The following is a 17,398-nucleotide window of genomic DNA, read 5'->3' on the forward strand; positions in this document are numbered from 1 at the left end:
AGGAGAAGAAACCATCGTATGAAAGGTATTATTAATTTTTCACTGAACAACAAGTTTGCGATTTGGATTCTGACGATTATCATCTCTTTCGCAGGTTTGTACAGCGGATTGACGATGAAACAAGAGACGATCCCGAACATCAACGTACCGTTTCTGAATGTCACTGCCATTGATCCGGGGGCTGCACCGGAGGGAATTGTTGAAGACGTCACGAAGCCACTGGAAGTAAAACTGCGCAATGTGGATGGCGTGAAGACAGTTACCTCCACTTCCATGGAGAATGCAGCATCGATCACACTCGAATTTGATTATGGTACAGATCTGACCAACGCGACGGCAACCGTTCGTGAGGCACTCAATGAAGTACAATTGCCTGACAGCGTGCAGAAGCCGACCATTTCCAAGTTCAGCATTAACTCTTTCCCGGTTGTATCTCTAAGCCTGTCCGACAAGGACGGTGGTGACCTCGAACAATTGACAAGACTGGTTGAATCAGATATTCAGCCTGCACTCGAAGATATTGACGGTGTAGCTCAGGTTCAGGTGTCCGGTCAATATGTGAAAGAAGTTCAACTGAAGTTTGATCAAGCCAAAATGGCCGAGCTGGGCCTAACTGAAGATACGGTAAACGGTATCGTTCAAGGTTCATCCATTCGTGTGCCACTGGGACTGTTCGAACTGGATAAATCCCAGAAGGCCGTTGTCGTAGATGGAAACATTATCGACATCGATGATCTGAAAAACCTTGCCATTCCAGTCGTACCCAGCGGTGCCGGAGCTTCCACAGGCAATGGTGCAAGCGCAGCCCCACAAGGCTCTGGAGCGCCAACTGGTGAAGCTGGTCAAGGTACAGCTCCTGGCTCTGCACAAGGAACAGACCAGGCTGCAGGGCAAGCTGCTGGCGGTAATGCCAGTGCAGGTAGTCCATCGGGCGCTGCCAACGCACCTGGCATTCCAACTGTAAAACTAAGTGAAATTGCCAAGATCGAAGTCATCGGTCAAGCGGAATCCATTTCCCGGACAGACGGCAAGGAATCGATCGGTATTTCCGTTGTAAAATCCAACGATGCCAACACGGTTGATGTCGTTAACGCAGTCAAAGACAAAGCGGAAGAATTGCAGACGCAGTTCAAAAATGCTGATTTGACTGTACTGCTTGACCAAGGTAAACCGATTCAGGACTCGGTGAACACGATGCTGGGCAAAGCCGTTTTTGGCGCCTTGTTTGCCATCCTAATCATCCTGCTGTTCCTGCGTAATATCCGTTCAACCATTATCTCCATTATCTCGATCCCGCTCTCCTTGCTTATGGCATTGACTGCGCTCAACATGATGGATATTACTTTGAACATGATGACGCTGGGTGCGATGACGGTTGCCATCGGACGGGTTGTCGATGACTCCATCGTTGTTATCGAGAACATCTACCGCAGATTAACACTCAAAGGTGAGAAACTGAAAGGCCGTGAACTGGTTCGCGAAGCAACTCGCGAGATGTTTGTTCCTATCCTTTCTTCCACAATCGTAACGATTGCGGTATTCTTGCCACTAGCGTTGGTAAGCGGTATGGTAGGCGAGCTGTTCCTGCCATTTGCACTGACCATGGTATTCGCCTTGCTGGCATCCCTGATCGTTGCCATTACCATTGTGCCGATGCTTGCGCACACCCTGTTCCGTGGAGGGTTGAAGAACAAGCAGAATCACGAAGAAAAACCAGGCAAGATGGCAGAAGGTTACAAACGCCTGCTGAACTGGACCCTTTCACACAAACTCATCACAGTCAGTATTGCAGTGATCTTGCTGGGCGGCAGTTTGTTCCTGTACCCGTTCATCGGTGCAAGCTTCTTGCCAGAACAACAGGATAAATACGTGACTATTACGTACAGCCCACAAACCGGAGCTTTGCGTGAAGATGTCGAAAAAGAAGCACTCGTTGCCGAGAAGTGGTTGCTGGAACAACCAGGTCTGGAGAAAATGCAATATTCCATCGGCGGCACGAACCCACTGAGCAGTATGGGGGGCGGTGGCGGAAACTCTGCACTCTTCTATATCGAATATAACGAAGATACGAAAGACTTTACCAAAGTGAAGGAACAGCTTGTCGAAGGTCTGAAGAAGGAAGTTACCGTAGGAACCTGGAATGAGCTCGATATGTCCGGCGGTCTGGGTGGCAGCGGCCTGAGCCTGTCCATCTATGGCGATAATGTAGAGCAACTCAAACCTGTATCGGATGAAATTCTGAAACTGGTTGAGGCAGATACGGATAATTTTGAAAAAGCAGATACTACACTCGCTGACACCTACGGGCAGTATACGCTCGTGGCAGATCAAGAAAAATTAAGCTCCCTGGGTCTGACTGCAGGCCAATTGGCTATGACGCTGAGCCCGGCACGTGAACGTCCTGTGCTCACGGAAGTCGATATTGATAACAAAACGTATAAAGTATATGTAGAAACCGACAACAAAACATTCAGCAGCATTAAAGAAATTGAGGATGAAACCGTCACTTCACCGCTTGGCATCGAAGTACCAATTAAAGATGTTGCCAAAGTGGAAGAAGGTACATCCCCGAACTCTATCATGCAAATTGATGGTAAGGTAGTTGTACAAGTGACAGCCAACATCCTGGCTTCTGATGTACAGAAAGCTTCGAGCAACTTACAGGCTGAGATCGACAAGCTGGATCTGCCTGATGGCGTCGAAGTGAAGTTTGGCGGTACAACCGAACAGATTAATGATACCTTTACTCAACTGGGTCTCGCCATGCTGGCGGCCATCGCCATTGTATACTTCGTGCTCGTTGTTACATTCGGCGGCGGATTGGCACCATTTGCAATCCTGTTCTCCCTGCCATTTACAGTCATTGGTATTATGGTAGGTCTGTTCATCGCTGGCGGTACGCTTGACGTCTCGGCCATGATGGGTGGACTGATGCTCATCGGGATCGTGGTCACCAACGCCATCGTGTTGATCGACCGTGTTATTCACAAGGAAAAAGAGGGTATGTCTACCCGTGAAGCCTTGCTGGAAGCCGGTGCAACTCGTCTGCGTCCAATTCTGATGACCGCTCTCGCAACCATCGGTGCCCTGTTGCCACTGGTTACGGGTCTGGAAGAAAGTGCGGGTATCATCTCCAAAGGACTCGGAATTACCGTAATCGGCGGTCTGATCAGCTCCACGCTGCTCACACTGGTTATCGTACCGATTGTGTATGAGTTCCTGATGAAATTTAAAAAGAAAAGAATTGAAGATTAAGAAGTAGAGAGTCGTCTCATGTAATGGGTTGAGTACAGCCTAAATGAAGACTACACTCTCCAACCTCTCGCCCCTTAGCACTATTGGAATAATTAAATTCCGATAGATGTTAAGGGGCTTTTTTATGTAAATTCACACGAGACATAGACTGACATATAAACTCTTCATTTTAATCATAATCACAAAAAGCACAGATCTATTTGTCATTTGAAACAAATGAACGTTAGATTTCTGCCCATCGGCTGTAAATGGAATTATAATATGGATTAATTATGCAAGTTGATGGGGTTCCAGTCTCCAGATAGATCACATGTAATTGGGGAAGGACGGTGGTTGTGTGGGGGAGACAACGCTTCATATTCAAGTCAGAGACATGTTAAAACGTCCCGTGTTTCGCAAGGCAGAAGTCCTGGCCAGTGATCGTGCGCTGGAGCGGTATGTTCGCTGGGTTCATATCATGGAGGTTCCCGAGGTGGGGGACTTGCTCAATGGCGGGGAATTGGTGCTGACAACAGGCATTGGCTGGCAGGAAGGTGAGCAGCAAGGCCTGTCTTTTTTGCGTCAGTTAATTGCACGTGGGGCTGCCGGACTCTGTATGGAACTGGGGGATCACACCAAGTCGCAGCTCGGTGCGATGAAAGAAATTGCAGTAGCAGCGGATTTTCCGTTGATCTGGTTCCACGAACAAGTCCGTTATATCGATATTACCCAAGATCTGCATTTCACCCTGATTCGCAGTCATCAGCGGATGATTGCCGAACTCGATAGTCTCACCACCTCGTTTAACCAACTTCTTCTGAATGGAGACGGGGTACAACCCCTGCTTCGATTAATGTCAAGTACAACCGGATATGCCGTGGCGTTATATCCACTTGAAGGGGAAGCAAGTGCCGTTCCCTATTGCCCTCCAGAGCAGCTGGAGACTCGTCGGCAGGATTGGTTTTTGCAGCGGGAACATTTGGCGGGGGAGGATATTCCGAATTTAATGCAACTGTCAGGTAACACATTGGATGTGATCAACATGCCTGTTCAGGCGTTGGACTACACCTTTGCCGACCTTGTGCTGATGCACCAAAAACTGCCGGATCGCGATTCAAATATACCGATCAAACCTTCGGATGAATTCGTCATTCAGGCACTGGAACGTTGCGCGGCCGCGATTGCCCAGGACTGGATGCGAACCAAATACATGGAAGAGAAACGCCGCTACAAAGAAGATATGTGGGTCATTGATTGGCTTAACGGACACCACTCCACAAAGGAAATCCATGAATATGTATCCACCGTTAATCCCCTCCTCGCAACGAGTAAAGCTACCATAATCTTATTCGACAGTAACCCTGCATACACAGACAGCCTCAAACTTCAGAAATTATTAATCCAACGCAACATCGTTGCCCGTTCCGTGTTCGCTCGGGAGAACTTCACCCTCTACAGCACCGTTCTGAACCACCAGATCATTCTTATCATTCTCGACCCACTACCTGGATCTCAGCGTAAAAGCAGTCTCTGGCGCTGCATCGAACAGCTGCAGCAGCACGAACAGGAACAGACCCACTACCTCTTCTCAGGCCTGGCCGGTATCGGTCATAACTGCACAGACCTCTCCCGTCTCAAGGATAGTCTGGAAACCGCGAAGGAGACACTGCGAATTCAGAAGGACATCGGTGTGATGCAGCAGCCCTTTTACAGTGACCTTCATTGTTATCGTATCATTGCCAGCATGAAGCAGAGCGGTAATCTGGATGATTTCATAGAAGAATATCTGGGGCCGCTCATTCGTTACGATGCAGAGAAAGGAGGTCAGCTGCTGCGGACCCTCAAGCAATATTTGGTCCTGTGCTGCTCCAAGCAAGAGACTGCCACCGCTCTATATATCGTTAGACAGACGCTGTATCACCGTTTGGACAAAATCGAAGCCCTTTTGGGAGAAGATTATATCCTCCCCGAGAAAAGGGTCGCGATCGAACTTGCCATCTACGCATATGAGTACGTACACGGCCCGATCGCATGAAGAGTTCCAGTATGGTCTACGCTCCCCGCTGCTCCTGAAGCTGACGAATCAAAATGTGACTGAACCACTTCCGTCCAGACGCCGTGCCCACGTATTGCTCTTGTTTCTCTTCGGGAAGATCCGGGTGCCCCCATATGACGTGAGCACCCTCCAGATGTTCCCGTACCGCATAGATCCGATAACCTTGTGCAACCATTCGCTCTATGGCGATCCTCTCGGCCTCAAACACATCATGATCCGACATCAGCTTCTCCCTCCATTCACTGCCGTCACGGGTTGTTTCATCGGTATAGGTGCACCTGCATCATACTTGTTGCGCTTCACATACTGCCCCGCCCCTGCTGTTCCGGCATACTGTCGATCTCGAATGACATACTCCCCGCGGCACAACACCGTCACCGGACACCCCTGTACCTGCATGCCTTCAAATGCACTGTAATCCACGTTCATATGATGCGTATCTGCCGAGATCACCCTGTTTACAGAGGGGTCAAAAATAACGATATCCGCGTCTGTCCCGACAGCGAGAGTCCCTTTCTGCGGAAATAGTCCAAATAACTTGCTCGCTCTTGTCGAACATAGATCAACCCACTGATTCAGTGTGATCCTTCCTTTGACTACACCTTCGGAATACAGAATGCTGAGACGATCTTCGATGACAGGCCCCCCATTAGGAATTTTGCTAAAATCATCCTTGCCCAAGTCCTTCTGCCCCTTGAAATTAAACGAGCAATGATCGGAGCCAATCGTCTGCAACTGACCACTTTTCAATGCATTCCACAACACTTCCTGATGCGCTACTTCCCGTAGCGGAGGTGACCAAACATACTTTGCACCCTCAAAGTCCGGCTGATCCATAATCGACTGATCCAAAGTCAAATACTGAGGACAGGTCTCCCCCCAGATCCGGTAGCCCATTTCACGCATGCGTGCGATCTGCTCCACTGCTTCCGCACAGGTCACGTGCACCACATACAGCTGTGAATCCGCAAGTGCAGCCAGACGCGCCGCACGCCCAGTTGCTTCTCCCTCCAGCATGGATGGACGAGTCAGCGCATGGTGAATTGGCTCTGTGCGCCCTTCGGCGAGCGCCTGTCGCACCAGCAGGTCAATAACATCCCCGTTCTCGGCATGAACCATGACGAGTGCGCCGTACTCTTTTGCCTTCTGCAACGTCTGGAAGAGAATCCCGTCATCAGCCTGGAACTGGTTTTTGTAAGCCATGAACACCTTGAAGGATGACACACCCTCTTCTTCAATAATCTGCGGCAGCTCTTCCAGCACCTGATCATTCATCTCCCCAATCATGAGATGGAAACCGTAGTCGATGGCGGCTTTACCCTCGGCTTTGGCATGCCACTCTTGGAGAGATTCGATTAATGGACGCCCTTTTTGTGTCAGACAGAAATCAATGATCGTCGTTGTACCACCAAAGGCTGCTGCTGCCGTTCCTGTCGCAAAATCATCTGCGGTTACCGTTCCACCGAATGGCATATCCAGATGCGTATGCGGATCGATCCCGCCTGGAATGACGTAACAGCCGGAAGCGTCCACGACTTCCGTTTGTTCGTCAGGCACCAGCCCGATGCCAATCTGTGTGATTTTACCCATTTCGATCAACATATCTGCTTCAAAGGTATCTGACGCTGTGACCAAAACACCGTTACGAATCAATTTGCGAGTACTCATGATATCGCCTCCTTGGTTGATTGATCTCTGACCGATTGCAGCAGGGCAATCGCAGACTGACGTTCATTCCAGGTTACAGGTTCCTGCTCAGGTGCAAGTTCAACCATCTCAATCGCCCCATCCACTGGGCAGACGATCGAACACAGATTACAGCCAACACAGTCCTCTTCCACCACTTCCAGATAGGAACCGGATGGGTCAGTTAACATATCAATACACTGATGCGAGGTGTCCTCACACGCAATATGGCATTTGTTGCAGTTGATGCAAACATCGCGGTTGATGCGGGCGACCACTTTGTAGTTCAGATCGAGATTGCCCCAATCCGAATAACGCGGAACCGTCTGACCTACGAGTTCTGCTACGCTGCTCAGACCCTTTTCATCCAAATAATCGTTCAGACCATCAATCATGTCCTCCACAATGCGGAATCCGTGATGCATCGCTGCGGTACATATCTGAACCCCTGTAGCACCCATGAGCAGAAACTCTGCTGTGTCCCGCCAGTCGGATATGCCGCCAATCCCTGAGATTGGTACACCCACCTCCGGATTACGGGCACATTCAGCAACCATGTTCAGTGCAATTGGCTTCACCGCTGGACCACAATACCCGCCATGTGCTCCTTTGCCGCCCACATGCGGCACGGTATTCCACGAATCCAGATCCACACCTGCAAGAGAGTTAATCGTATTGATCAGGGAGATCGCATCCGCCCCACCTCTTACGGCTGCCCGGGCAGTCGCCGTAATATCCGTGATATTCGGCGTGAGCTTCACGATCACTGGTGTGGTCGCCACTTCCTTCACCCACATCGTCTGTAGTTCGACCAGGTCAGGTTGCTGACCCGAGGCAGCTCCCATACCACGTTCAGCCATGCCATGCGGGCAGCCAAAGTTCAGCTCCAAGCCATCCACACCGACGGCCTCCACCTTTTTCACAATCTCATGCCACTTCTCCCGCGTAGGCTCTACCATCAGTGAAGCGACAACCGCACGATCCGGGAAACGCTTCTTGGTCTCGGCAATCTCCCGCAGATTCACTTCCAGTGGACGATCGGATATCAATTCAATATTGTTAAACCCCGCCACCCGCTGTCCGCCAAAATGCACCGCCGCGAAACGCGAGGATGTATTGATAATTGGTTCACCCAGCGTCTTCCACACCGCGCCACCCCAGCCCGCCTCGAACGCACGCTGAACCTGATATCCCGTATTGGTTGGTGGTGCAGAAGCCAGCCAGAATGGATTGGGTGATCGAATACCTGCCAGATTAATGGATAAGTCAGCCATAACGATCCCTCCTTGGTGTTGTTTGAACTTACAGTCTGCCGCTTACGGCACGGAAGCTACTAAAACACGTGCAGTTTGTTATCGGTACATTGTATAGCGCCTGCTCATGCCGTCTCTTCCACCTGTCCAGGCAATGCCTTCATGACTGCGGCAGCAGCCAGCTTACCCTGCTGTGCAGCCGAGACAACCATCGCCTCACCCTGGCCCTGACCAAAAATGACATCTCCTGCCGCATAGATCTGAGGATGCGAGGTACGGTACGTATGCGGCTCTATCTCGACGACGCCCCAGTGGTGACGCAGCCCAAACGCTTCGATTAATGGTAATAAACGATGCTGTCCAATCGCCCGGATGACCGTATCACATTCAATCATGAACTCCGATCCCTCCACAGGCACAGGCAACGCACGCCCACCACCAGGCGGGGTAATTAGCTCCATTTTCACACATTCCACAGCTTGAACCCGACCGTTCTCGTCTCCAATAATACGCTGCGGCATCGTAAACCACCGGAACTCTACACCCTCCTGCTTGGCAAACGTATATTCAAACGCATACGCCGTCATCTGACTTTCCCCGCGCCGATATAACATCTGCACCCGCTCGGCACCAAGACGTACCGAACAGGTCGCTGCATCTACCGCCGTATTACCCGCGCCAATAACGGCGACCTTCAGACCATTCAGCGCGGGTGGAACACCCTGCTTGGTAGACTCCACCAGTTCAATCGCATCATAGACACCTTCCAATGTCTCCCCTTCAATGCCCAGCATGGGTACTGAACCCATGCCACAGGCCAGAATGACCGCTTCATGTTGCTCCAGCAACTGCGTAGCAGGGAGATCTACACCAATTCGCACTCCATAACGGATCTGCACACCAAGCACTTCCACCTGCTCCACTTCCCACAGTGCAACCGATTCGGGCAAACGGAAAGATACGATGCCGTACGTATTCAGCCCCCCACCTTTGGGTTTGGCTTCATAGATCGTCACCTCATATCCTGCGCGCCCCAGTTCACGTGCCGCTGACAGTCCTGCTGGCCCTGCTCCCACAACAGCGACGGTTCTCCCATTGGCAGGTGCTGCCTGGAATAACGGCTCATTCTTCGCACGCGCCCAGTCGGTGGCATATCGCTGCAAGTCACCAATCCGGATCGGCTTCGACGATTCGTTTAGCACACATGCGCCTTCACAGAGCTCTTCCGTGGGACATACACGTGCGCAGCTGGCTCCAACCGGATTCGCATGCATGATGGTGCGGGCGGAACCTTTCAGGTGCCCTGTTGATATTTTGCTAATAAAAGAAGGGATATTAATGTCGGTTGGACAAGCCTTGATACAAGGTGCATCGTAACAGTACAGACAGCGGTTCGACTCCTCCATCGCTTCCTTGCCTGTCATGGCGGGTTTCATCTCGGCAAAACGACTCTCCCACCCATAATCGGATAACGTTGTTCCTGAGCTGTTCATCAATGTCATGCACCTCCTGGAGAATGATCTACGCTATCTAAAACAATCTTTCGCGCATTACACATGCCACCCCGCTGACAGAATCACTTACCGATCACTCGTTGCTGCTTCCTACAGACTAACGAGATGTTCGTACGTTTCCGGTCTGCGATCACGGTAAAACTGCCATACATTACGTACCTCACGAATCATCTCCGTATCCATCTCTCCAATAACGACCTCATCCTGATCCCGGCTACCTATCGCTACCATTCTGCCTCGCGGGTCCACCAGGTACGACTGTCCATAAAATTCACCCATATTCCACGGCGCTTCCACGCCAACACGGTTAATGGCCGCTACATAATAGCCGTTAGCTACCGCGTGAGCAGGCTGTTCCAGTTTCCACAGATATTCCGATGTACCCGCAACTGTTGCGGACGGATTGAACACAATCTCTGCCCCTGCCAACCCAAGCAATCGTGCCCCTTCCGGAAAATGACGATCATAACAGATGTACACGCCGACTCTGGCGTAGGCCGTATCAAATACCGGAAACCCGAGGTTGCCTGGTTTGAAATAATACTTTTCCCAGAACCCATTTGTACCCTCACCTGCTTCCACATGCGGGATATGATGTTTGCGGTATTTGCCCAGATACGTACCATCTGCATCAATGACAGCTGCCGTATTGTAATACGAAGCAATGCCCTCCACCTCATACACGGGTAAAATAATCACCACCGCAAGCTCCTTCGCCAGTTCCTGAAAACGTCTGGTCGTTGGTCCTTCCGGCACCGGTTCAGCGGATGCATACCATTTGGGATTCTGCTCTGTGCAAAAGTACGGTCCATAGAATACTTCCTGCAATCCGATGATCTTGGCCCCTCTTGCAGCCGCTTCACGGACCAGCGCAATGTGTTTCTGAACCGCAGCTTCTTTGTGCACCTCAACGGGAGCCGAACCTTCGATTTCATGAGAAGCCTGGATTAATCCGATGCTGATTTTGCCCATAACGTCACAACTCCTCCTCAGGTAAAATGATTGGTTGGTTCACTCCACTGCACATCCTCCGAATGGTGCGATACAACACTTCCGTGCCGAGTCCAATATCCTCCGGGGAGGAATATTCGCTGGGATGATGACTGATGCCGTCTTTGCTGCGGACAAAGATCATGCCATAATCACACACAAGCGAAAGGGCCAACGCATCATGGAACGGACCACTCATCAATTCTGGCAGAGTAACCCCGATCTCTTCCGCGGATGAACGAATCACCGACATGATTGGCTCTGCACAATACCGCGGCTCACTGTTCGTATCCTCTGTCAGCGAGTAAGTCAGACCATATCGGGAACTCACGTCATCCAAAATGTTCATCAATCGGGCTTCAAGCCGGTTCCTGCGCTCCATCTCCATATCTCGTAAGTCCACCGTGAAGCTAACTTCCTCCGGGATGATATTCCGTGAGTCTGGAAACACCCTCAGACTCCCCACCGTACCTACAGTTGGAGCTTCCGGGTCTTCTCTCACCATATCGTCAAACGCCGCAATGACTTTTGCGCTGCCTACCAAAGCATCTTGCCGCATCCCCATCGGAACAGAGCCAGCATGACCCGCCATGCCTCTCATCGTCACCGTAAGCCATAGTGGGCCCGAGATGCCTGTCACCAGACCTACTGGAGCATCCAGAGCCTCAAGCACTGGTCCCTGCTCAATGTGCAGCTCCAGATAACTGCCAATGGAACCTGGCGGGTAGATTGCTTCTTCAAAATCCGAAGGAGAACAGCCGAAGGCTTCCAGCGCCTCCCGGCGGGTCACTCCGTTTTTATCCTGCCGATCCAGTTCGCCCTCTTCCAACTGACCCGTTATGCCACGTGAGCCGAACAGGCCTTTGTTAAAACGGGAACCCTCTTCATCGCAAAAGGCAATCACCTCAATCGGCATACGGGGTTGAATGCCACTTTCGATCAGGCATTGCACGGCTTCGAGTGCGCCGAGCACACCGATCGCTCCATCATATCGACCGCCGTAGGGCTGAGAGTCGATGTGGGAACCAATCATGAGGATCGGCAACGACTGATCCGCACCTTCCAGACGACCAATCAGATTGCCAAACGGATCAAGTCGTGTCGTCAGACCGGCCTTTTCCATCCAGAGACGAACCTGAATGATGCCATCCATATCTTCCGGGGTCAGGGCAAGTCGGCAGACACCCGTCTCCGCGATTCGGCCAATCTGTGACAACTGCTCAATTCGCTCATTCAGCCGATGCTGATTAATGACTTTGCCTCTTGTGGTCTGCATCCTCCCTCGCCTCCTTTCGCATATTTATCGCGTAATGATATGAAAATCTCCATCTCGCTTGCTAAACCGTAAACGTCTGTCGCACCTGTGTATGGCAACTAACCTGCGTCCAGACTACGTAGCGCAACGAGCAAACTTCCAGCGATCAGATCCAACTCATCCTCGGTGGTGACAAATGGTGGGGAGATCGTCAAAATGTTTGCGAACCCCGGCACGGTATCGCCGTTCTTGCCAATCAGAATGCCGTCCCTTTTACAACTGGCGAGTACCTTCATTACTTTATCCGCCTCCGCAGGAGAACCATCAGCTTCAATCAATTCAATGCCACAGGCGAATCCGAATGAACGGATATCCCCCACAATGGACAGCTCCAGCAATGACTCCAGCTTCTCACGAAGCAGATGTCCCAGTTCTTCCGCGCGGCTGACCAGATTCTCTCGTTCCAGAATCTCCAGATTCGCCAGTGCAACTCGGCAGGAAACCGGATTTCCGCCAAATGTATTCACATGGCGAAAATGGGCATCCGGTCCGGGTTCGCGGAACGTGTCATACAGATCGGCTCGCACGGCCGTTGCCGATAGCGGCGAATAGGCACTGGTCATGCCTTTTGCCATCGTCACGATATCTGGCTGTACACCATAGTTCTGATGACCAAACTTCTGCCCAGAGCGACCAAAACCGCAGATTACCTCATCCACAATGAGCAGCACGCCATAGCGCTGACAGATTTCTTGCACGGTGCGCATATAATCCGGCGGGGGCACAATCATGCCGCCTCCTGTAATCACTGGCTCCATAATTACTGCGGCAACCGTCTCAGGACCTTCCCAACGAATTACCTCTTCATAGATGGTTGCACATTCGAGTCCGCATCCATCCTTGTTTCGTCCAAACGGACAGCGGTAACAATACGGTGGTGGAACATGAGAGAAACCTACGCCGAGTGGCTCGTATTTGATCTTGCGAGCGGCTTGCCCGGTGGCGCCCAGTGCGCCCATGGAGTTGCCGTGATACGCACGGTGACGGGAGATGAATTTATGCCGTGTAGGCTCACCATTCTGATGGTGATACTGACGGGCTATTTTGAAAGCCACCTCATTTGCATCTGAACCTGAGTTGGAGAAGAATATTCGATACTCCCCCTCCAGCCATTCATTCAGCTTCTCCGCCAGCAAAATCGCTGGTTCGTGACTCTGTGTCATCGGTACATAAGCAAGTGCTTTCATCTGTTCATAGGCACTCCGCGCAATCTCCTCACGGCCATGCCCCACATTCACACACCACAGTCCCGACATCGCATCCAGATAACGCGTACCATCCTGATCGGTAATCCAGCTACCCTCCCCACTCACTGCAATCATCGGATGATCGTTATGAGGCGAGATGTGATGCCATACGTATTTGCGATCCTTCTCCAGCCATTCTTCCTTCGTACTGCCAAGCGGCTGAGGCTGCTGATCCACAGAACTCATTCGTCATCCTCCTCCACGCGCTTATTTCACAGCTTCTTCATAGATACTTTTCTCCAGCGCTTCATCCAGGTTGGCGGCTTTTTTGATCAAGCCATAGTTCAGTGCAATATCCGCAGTTCGGGTAAATGACTCATCCACAAAGCTGCCGACTTGCTGTTCCGTAAATCCTTCCGGGCGGATCAGCTTTGCAATCTCTTCGAGCATCGTGACCTGATGTTCACGGGTGGTGCTGCCATCCGTCACATTACTCATCACGATATCCACCGTTTCATCCTGATTGTCGATGGCGTAATTCCAACCTTTCAGAACGGCACGGGTTACTTTGACCGCAAGCTCACGATTGTTGTCTACCCAATCCTTCTTGGCAATCAGCGTATCCTCCAGCATCCCAACACCGGCATCTTCAATATTGAATACATCCAGATCGGATTCTTTCATCCCACTTTCCAGCACCACGTGAAATTCGTTATAGATCGTTGCCGTCGCCACATCTACCTGATCGTTGAAAAACTGATCCATCGTGAACCCCTGCTTCACCAGTTCAATATCCTTCTTCGGATCCAGGCCATTCTTCTCCATGAACGCGAGCACCTGAAACTGCTGACTGCCAAACCAGGTACTGACCTTCTTGCCTTTCATCTGAGCCGGATCAGTAATACCTAGGGACTTCTTGGAAATCAAGCGATAGCTACTCTTCTGTGAGATCTGGGCGAGTGAGACGAGTGGCAGACCGTTATCCCGGCTGACCAGCAAACTGTCTACACCCGTAATGCCCACATCGGCCGCACCATTGACCACCTGCTGCTCTATCACGATATCCGGACCACCTGGAATAATCTCGGCATCAATGCCTTCATCTGCAAAAAAACCTTTTTCCTTCGCTGCATAGATCCCGGCAAATTGTGCCTGCGGCACCCATTTCAGCTGAATTTTCACTTTGGTTAACGGTTGATCCGCCTCTCCTGACCCTCCTGAACTTGCAACGACAGGCTCAATAGCCGGCTCGGACTTCGTAGAACATGCACCCAGCATCGTAACAACCAACAGGACCAATACCAGCAAACCCGGCTTCAACGTTTTGTACATGTACAGAACAACCCCCTGTTTATATACGATTTATCAAGCATCAGTCCGTGTTCAAAAAGTCTACTTTTCAGTACCGTGGACTTTTTGAACAACCTCTATCAGGGTATTACGATCTATGGATGGTTGATACCCTGATGTATGTTAGTGATCTGTGCGTGCACGATTCCACGGAATGAGTCGTTTTTCTGCCAAGACAACCGCTTCATACAACACAATGCCGAGCGCGGCTGCGATGACAATGCAGGACCAAGCCAAAGGCATGTTCGCCAGGCGAATCTGATCCGAGAGCAAGTATCCGAGCCCCTGGGACGCGATGAAAAATTCACCCACAATGGCCCCGATAATACTGGTCGACATATTGATCTTCAGTCCTGCAAAGAGGGAGGGCAACGCGTGAGGCAGTCTCAGTTTCCAAAAAAACTGCATCCTGCTCGCGGCAAGGCCACTCAGCAAATCACTGTACTGCGGCTGAATGGAAGTCAGTCCTTTGAACAGGCTGACGGCCATGGCGGCCATTGTAATCACCGTGACAACAGCAATACGGGACCAGATCCCATCACCGAACCAATTATTCATAATCGGGGCAAGGGCCACGATCGGAACAGCATTAAGTGCAGACAGAACCGTAACCGCGGCCCTGCCGCTTGTTGGAAAGAACGATGCACCTGCCGCTGCCAGAGCACCCAACAATGAACCGAACAAAAAACCTCCCAGCATTTCGGTTCCGCTATACATCGCGTATCGAAAGAGCATATTGGCATTTTCCTGAATGGATGCCGCAATCGCGGAAGGCACAGGCAGTTGGTAGCTTTCCAGCGAGAATATCCAATGAAACAACCTGAGCTGCCAGAGGGCGAGAAATAACACACCCGCACCCCAAGGAAGCATGCTCAGTACAATTGAGCGCCTGCGAACGCTGGTACCCAATCTGGCCTTTTCGGCTTGTCCCTGTTGTCCGTGAATTTCTGATCCTGGAGCAGATGTTATCTGTGAACCCGTGAGGGGCGTAGCCGCGCCAGTTACAGCAGCAATAGCCACACCTTCATCACGCTTCCGTTGCAAAACTCTACCTTCACTCATGTGGCATCGCCTCCTTTGGCCCTGAATTCAGGCTGCCAGGGGGTTAGCCAACGTTCAGCCAGACTGATGGCCAGATACGAGATCAGGCCAATGCCAATGCTAAGCATGATGGTGGCCCAGAACATGCCAACTTGGGCATGGCCGTAATATAACGAACTGACCATCAGGACGCCGAGCCCATCGGGGGCCCCCATCAATTCCACAACGATGGAGGAGGTCACCGCCAGCGGAGCGGCTATTTTCATACCAGAAAATAGTCCCGGCAGTGCAGAGGGCAGCAGACATTTGATATATCGTGCAGTCAATGAAGCTCCACAGGAACGCATAAGCTCCAAATGCTCTGGTGCTGCACTTTTCAATCCTTTCAACGTATGGATGATGATCGGGAAGAAAGTGACATACGCGGCCATAACAATTCGGGCCCACTCCGCATTGTGGATGATCCCGTACACAATTGGTGCGAGACCAATAACCGGAACCATCTGTGAGGAGACAACATATGGAGATAACGTGCGCTCTAGCCAGACAGCCCCGCTCATGAGTAGAGCCAGACCCAGACCAAGCAACGTTCCCCCTCCAAAACCAATGGCTGCATTGCCAAACGTGACAGCCCCCTGCTCTGCGAGCGTACTCGAGTAACGAAACAATGCTGCAAGGACTTCGTGCAGATAAGGAAGGTGAGACGCCGCCTGCTGAGGTGACAGGAACAGTTGGAGCATCCAGGCGGTTGCTTCCCACAGTATCAATACCGCTGTAATCCAGATAACAACCCAGGATCGATATCCCGGTTTAAAGAACCGCAGGGACATGAGATTCATCACGCTCCTCGTAGAAGCAGTTGCGAATGGTTGTAATCATGTGGTAGAAGGCTTCCGTTTCTCTCAGTTCACTATGACGTTCGGAAGGCAGATTGACGGAATGAATGGAATGTACTTGCCCCGGATGTGCCGAGAGCACGATGATCCGGTCGGACAGAAATACGGCTTCGGGGATGCTGTGTGTGACAAAGAGGAAGGTCTTGCCTGTTGAGCGCTTGATCTCAAGCAGCTCCAATTGAAGCTTTTCTTTCGTGAATTCGTCCAAGGCGGAAAAGGGTTCATCCATGAGCAGCAATGGCGGATCAAGTGCAAGTGCACGTGCAATGGATACACGTTGCTGCATCCCGCCACTGAGCTGCCATGGATAATGGTCTGCGAAGCGGGTCAACCCCACCATTTCAAGTAGTTCACCGCTAATGCGGCGGCACTCCTTCCGGCGGGTACCCAGCAGTTCCAAGGGCAATTCCACATTGTGACGAACGGTGCGCCAATCGAACAAGGCGGGTGTCTGAAAGACAATGCCGAACTGTCGCTGTAGTCGAGCCCGCTCAGGCTCCTGACCTGCAATGCGTACGGTGCCTGAGGTAGGTTGAAGTAGATCACCCACCAGCCGGAGCAAAGTCGACTTGCCACAGCCGGAAGGGCCCAGCAGAGAGACAAACTCATTAGACTGGATCTGGAATGTAACATCCGACAAGGCAGTCACTTGTTGTGTACCTGTACCAAAAACAACGGACACATGATCTAGATCAATATGGCAGGCTTCGGGGACTATGGCTGAGGATATGGAGGACATGGGCATTCTCCTTTGTGGGAAGTTGTTTTCATTGCACACCAAGGCTGAATGGGAGGTTTATATACACAAACGTAACAGGTTTTGCTTGTTAGATAATACTATATCGCTTTGGGCGGGGATTACATTATACAGTGTGT

The 17,398-nt window shown here is 51.2% G+C and carries 13 protein-coding genes; 2 read left to right on the top strand and 11 right to left on the bottom strand.

The window, feature by feature from the left end:
* Positions 1 to 18: 18 nt before the first annotated feature.
* Both MHB43_RS29695 and MHB43_RS29700 read left to right on the top strand, forming a co-directional pair.
* On the top strand, positions 19 to 3,255 hold the full coding sequence (locus MHB43_RS29695) for an efflux RND transporter permease subunit (RefSeq protein WP_405130927.1): 3,237 nt from the start codon (positions 19 to 21) through the stop codon (positions 3,253 to 3,255).
* Positions 3,256 to 3,592: 337 nt separating this feature from the next.
* Positions 3,593 to 5,269, top strand: coding sequence for a PucR family transcriptional regulator ligand-binding domain-containing protein (locus MHB43_RS29700; RefSeq protein ID WP_339179986.1), 1,677 nt, complete (start codon positions 3,593 to 3,595; stop codon positions 5,267 to 5,269).
* 16 nt (positions 5,270 to 5,285) lie between these two features.
* On the opposite strand, the gene MHB43_RS29705 is transcribed toward MHB43_RS29700, so the two are convergent.
* The 11 genes from MHB43_RS29705 to MHB43_RS29755 form a co-directional block, all read right to left on the bottom strand.
* Positions 5,286 to 5,513 carry a hypothetical protein gene (locus tag MHB43_RS29705; protein WP_062836929.1) on the bottom strand — a complete coding sequence of 76 codons (228 nt, stop codon included), beginning with the start codon at positions 5,511 to 5,513 and terminating at the stop codon, positions 5,286 to 5,288.
* Positions 5,513 to 6,958, bottom strand: coding sequence for a dihydropyrimidinase (gene hydA / locus MHB43_RS29710; RefSeq protein ID WP_405130928.1), 1,446 nt, complete (start codon positions 6,956 to 6,958; stop codon positions 5,513 to 5,515). Before hydA ends, MHB43_RS29705 begins: the two co-directional genes overlap by 1 nt.
* Complete coding sequence (gene preA, locus MHB43_RS29715) at positions 6,955 to 8,250, bottom strand: NAD-dependent dihydropyrimidine dehydrogenase subunit PreA (protein ID WP_336762533.1); 1,296 nt, start codon at positions 8,248 to 8,250, stop codon at positions 6,955 to 6,957. Before preA ends, hydA begins: the two co-directional genes overlap by 4 nt.
* A 104-nt stretch (positions 8,251 to 8,354) precedes the next feature.
* Complete coding sequence (locus MHB43_RS29720; protein ID WP_405132484.1) at positions 8,355 to 9,722, bottom strand: NAD(P)-dependent oxidoreductase; 1,368 nt, start codon at positions 9,720 to 9,722, stop codon at positions 8,355 to 8,357.
* A gap of 111 nt (positions 9,723 to 9,833) precedes the next feature.
* Positions 9,834 to 10,715 carry a nitrilase-related carbon-nitrogen hydrolase gene (locus tag MHB43_RS29725; RefSeq protein WP_405130929.1) on the bottom strand — a complete coding sequence of 294 codons (882 nt, stop codon included), beginning with the start codon at positions 10,713 to 10,715 and terminating at the stop codon, positions 9,834 to 9,836.
* Between the two features lie 4 nt (positions 10,716 to 10,719).
* Complete coding sequence (locus tag MHB43_RS29730; protein ID WP_405130930.1) at positions 10,720 to 12,009, bottom strand: M20 family metallo-hydrolase; 1,290 nt, start codon at positions 12,007 to 12,009, stop codon at positions 10,720 to 10,722.
* A gap of 98 nt (positions 12,010 to 12,107) precedes the next feature.
* Complete coding sequence (locus MHB43_RS29735) at positions 12,108 to 13,481, bottom strand: aspartate aminotransferase family protein (protein ID WP_405130931.1); 1,374 nt, start codon at positions 13,479 to 13,481, stop codon at positions 12,108 to 12,110.
* A gap of 21 nt (positions 13,482 to 13,502) precedes the next feature.
* Positions 13,503 to 14,567 carry an ABC transporter substrate-binding protein gene (locus tag MHB43_RS29740; RefSeq protein WP_405130932.1) on the bottom strand — a complete coding sequence of 355 codons (1,065 nt, stop codon included), beginning with the start codon at positions 14,565 to 14,567 and terminating at the stop codon, positions 13,503 to 13,505.
* Positions 14,568 to 14,708: 141 nt separating this feature from the next.
* Entirely contained in the window at positions 14,709 to 15,647 is a 939-nt protein-coding gene (locus MHB43_RS29745; protein ID WP_405130933.1) for an ABC transporter permease, read from the bottom strand.
* Complete coding sequence (locus tag MHB43_RS29750; protein ID WP_405130934.1) at positions 15,644 to 16,456, bottom strand: ABC transporter permease; 813 nt, start codon at positions 16,454 to 16,456, stop codon at positions 15,644 to 15,646. Before MHB43_RS29750 ends, MHB43_RS29745 begins: the two co-directional genes overlap by 4 nt.
* Positions 16,437 to 17,261, bottom strand: coding sequence for an ABC transporter ATP-binding protein (locus tag MHB43_RS29755; RefSeq protein WP_405130935.1), 825 nt, complete (start codon positions 17,259 to 17,261; stop codon positions 16,437 to 16,439). The genes MHB43_RS29750 and MHB43_RS29755 overlap by 20 nt, the downstream gene beginning before the upstream one ends.
* Positions 17,262 to 17,398: the final 137 nt, after the last annotated feature.

The sequence above is a fragment of the Paenibacillus sp. FSL H8-0317 genome (assembly GCF_045040685.1).
In the GTDB taxonomy this organism is placed as follows: Bacteria; Bacillota; Bacilli; order Paenibacillales; family Paenibacillaceae; genus Paenibacillus.